This window comes from Sphaerotilus sp. (assembly GCF_041083715.1).
Classification (GTDB): Bacteria; Pseudomonadota; Gammaproteobacteria; order Burkholderiales; family Burkholderiaceae_C; genus Sphaerotilus.
In genome coordinates, this window is the sequence record NZ_JBFPGY010000188.1 from 1 (window position 1) to 2,853 (window position 2,853).

The window sequence follows — 2,853 nt, forward strand, 5'->3', positions numbered from 1 at the left end:
CCTTGCCGGTGATCCAGTACTTGCCCTGCTGCAGGTCGACGACGTCGCCTTCTTCCAGGTAGACGATCTGGTCGGTCACGCCGGCCAGCGCCATCGCGTCGGAGGCGAGGAAGTTCTCGCCCTTGCCCACGCCCAGCACCAGCGGCGAGCCTTCCCGCGCGCCGACGACGCGCAGCGGCTCTTCCTGGCAGAACACCGCGATCGCGTAGGCGCCGCGCAGCTGCGGCAGCGCGCTCTGCACCGCGTCGAACAGGTCGCCCTGGTAGAGCGAGTCGATCAGGTGGGCGATGACCTCGGTGTCGGTCTGGCTGGTGAACTCGTAGCCGCGGGCCTTCAGTTCGGCACGCAGTTCGTCGTGGTTCTCGATGATGCCGTTGTGGACCAGCGCGATGCGGCCGGCCTTGGCGCTCTTGGCGTCCTGGCCGGTGCCGTGCGAGAAGTGCGGGTGGGCGTTGTGGACGGCCGGCACGCCGTGGGTGGCCCAGCGGGTGTGGGCGATGCCGACAAGGCCCTCGATGCCGTCGTGCAGGACCATCGCGTCCAGCTCGGCCACGCGCGAGGTGCTGCGCGAGCGGCGCAGCTGGCCGCCCTGGTGCACGGCGACGCCGCAGGAGTCATAACCACGGTACTCCAGGCGCTGCAGACCCTGGAGCAGGATGGGGACGATGTTGCGCTGGCTGACGGCGCCGACGATTCCGCACATGGTTGGACTTCCCTAGGCAAACAGTGGTGAAGAGGCAGGCAGTGCCGGAGCACTGCAGACAGGCGCCGATCGTAGCGGCCTTGTCGCGCAATGAATGAGCAAAAAATTATCGTTTCAGACGAATTCCTTCGTCACCCATTAAGATTGCAATGAATCAACATTCGATTCATTTATTCGGAGATTTATTGCATGACACCCCGCGAAGCAATGGCCCTGGACGCCGTCGATCTGCGCCTTCTGGACGAACTGCAGCGCGACGCCGCGCGCTCGAACCAGGCACTGGCCGACGCCGTGCATGTCTCGGCGGCCACCGCCCTGCGCCGCATCAAGCGCATGGCGGACGCCGGGGTGATCGAACGCACCGTCGCCGTGCTGTCGCCCGAGGCGCTGGGCCACGGGCTGACGGCGATCGCCGAGGTCACGCTGGACACGCAGTCGGTCGAGAGGTTGTCGGCATTCGAGGCCCGCGCTGTAGCGGACCAGGCCGTGCAGCAGTGCTACCGCACCCAGGGCGGGCCGGACTTCGTGCTGGTCGCGCAGGTGGCGGACATGCCGGCCTACCAGGCGATGGCGCAGCGGCTGTTCACCAGCGACGCCAATGTGCGCAATGTGCGCTGCTTCTTCAGCGTGCACCGGGCCAAGTGCGGGCTGCAGATCGCGCTGCCGAAGCCGGTCAGCCCCGGCGCAGCAGGCGCTTGACCCAGGACGTCGGCGCGGCGCGCTCGCGGGCGAGCCAGGCGTCGTAGATGGCCCGCCGCGCCGGATCGCCCAGGACGGCGCGGGCCAGGCGGCGGTCCTCGGCGCGGCGCAACTCGGTGCGGTCGTCCGGCAGGTCGCGGCGCTGGACCGGCGTCAGCGGCGGCGGCAGGGTCGGCTCGATCCGCATCCACGCGATCTGCAGCTCGGTCGCCGTGCAGTCCTCGGGCAGGCCGAGGCGGTGGTAGTGCGTCGGCTCGATCGGCAGCACGCCGGTGGCCACCGGCTGCGGCGCAGTCTCGCCGGGCGCCGCACGGCGCCACGGCAGCAGGCTGCTGGCGAGCGTGCTCACTGCTTCGGCGCCTTGACCGGGCGGGTCCAGCCGCTCAGGCTGGTCTGGCGACCACGGGCGACGGCGAGCTGACCGGCGGCGACGTCCTTGCTGATGGTCGAACCGGCGCCGACCGTGGCGCCCGCGCCGACCGTGACCGGCGCGACCAGCACGCAGTTGGAGCCGATGTGCACGTCGGCCTCGATGGTGGTGCGGTGCTTGTTGGCGCCGTCGTAGTTGGCGGTGATGCTGCCCGCGCCGTAGTTGACCCGCTCGCCGACCACCGCGTCGCCCAGGTAGGCGAGGTGGTTGGCCTTGGCGCCACGGCCCATCGTCGAGTTCTTGACCTCGACGAAGTTGCCGATGTGGACCTCGTCGCCGAGCTTCGCCCCCGGACGCAGGCGGGCGAACGGGCCGATCTGCACGCCCGCGCCGATCTCGACACCGAGTGCCTCGCCGTCGATGTGCGTGAACGGCTGCAGCACGGTGCCGGCGCCGATGGCGGCGTTGCGGATGAAGCAGTTGGCGCCGATCGTCACGTCGTCGCCCAGCGTCACCGCGCCCTCGAAGACGCAGTTGACGTCGATCGACACGTCGCGGCCGCAGGCGAGCGTGCCGCGCAGGTCGAAGCGCGCCGGGTCGGCCATGCGCACGCCGGCTTCGAGCAGCGCCTCGGCCTGCTGCGCCTGGAAGCGGCGCTCCAGCTGCGCGAGCTGCAGCGGGCTGTTGACGCCGAGCACCTCGGTCTCGCTCGACGCCAGCGTCGCCACCACCGGCACGCCGTCGGCCACCGCCATCTCGACGATGTCGGTCAGGTAGTACTCCTTCTGCGCGTTGTCGTTCTTCAGGCGCGACAGCCAGCGCTTCAGGTGCGCGGTGGGCGCGGCCATCATGCCGGTGTAGCCCTCGCGGATGGCGCGCTGCGCGGGCGTGGCGTCCTTGTGCTCGACGATGGCACGGACCTGGTCGCCTTCGCGCACGATGCGGCCGTAGCCGGTCGGGTCGTCAAGATCCACAGTCAGCAGCACGAGTTTCTCGCCGCCGCAGGCGTCGATGAGCGCCTGCGCGGTCTCGGCGCGGATCAGCGGCACGTCGCCGTTGAGGATCAGTGTGGTGCCGGCCT

General features: G+C 70.0%; 4 protein-coding genes. 1 reads left to right on the top strand and 3 read right to left on the bottom strand.

The window, feature by feature from the left end; genetic code table 11:
* On the bottom strand, nucleotides 1–703 hold a 703-nt coding region (locus tag AB3X43_RS08390), incomplete at its 3' end, for a glutamine--fructose-6-phosphate aminotransferase (protein ID WP_473965089.1).
* Between the two features lie 189 nt (nucleotides 704–892).
* Between AB3X43_RS08390 and AB3X43_RS08395 the strand changes: the two genes are divergently transcribed.
* Complete coding sequence (locus AB3X43_RS08395; RefSeq protein ID WP_369429390.1) at nucleotides 893–1,402, top strand: Lrp/AsnC family transcriptional regulator; 510 nt, start codon at nucleotides 893–895, stop codon at nucleotides 1,400–1,402.
* Here AB3X43_RS08395 and AB3X43_RS08400 read toward each other — a convergent pair.
* Nucleotides 1,377–1,751 carry a hypothetical protein gene (locus AB3X43_RS08400; RefSeq protein ID WP_369429391.1) on the bottom strand — a complete coding sequence of 125 codons (375 nt, stop codon included), beginning with the start codon at nucleotides 1,749–1,751 and terminating at the stop codon, nucleotides 1,377–1,379. The genes AB3X43_RS08395 and AB3X43_RS08400 overlap by 26 nt on opposite strands.
* Nucleotides 1,748–2,853 (bottom strand): bifunctional UDP-N-acetylglucosamine diphosphorylase/glucosamine-1-phosphate N-acetyltransferase GlmU (gene glmU, locus AB3X43_RS08405; protein WP_369429392.1); only part of this gene is annotated, 1,106 nt, incomplete at its 5' end. The genes AB3X43_RS08400 and glmU, both read right to left, overlap by 4 nt.

What these genes read in the sequence shown, in the direction of transcription:
- AB3X43_RS08395 (WP_369429390.1), top strand. Translation starts at nt 893, where the DNA reads ATGACACCCCGCGAAGCAATGGCCCTGGACGCCGTCGATCTGCGCCTT.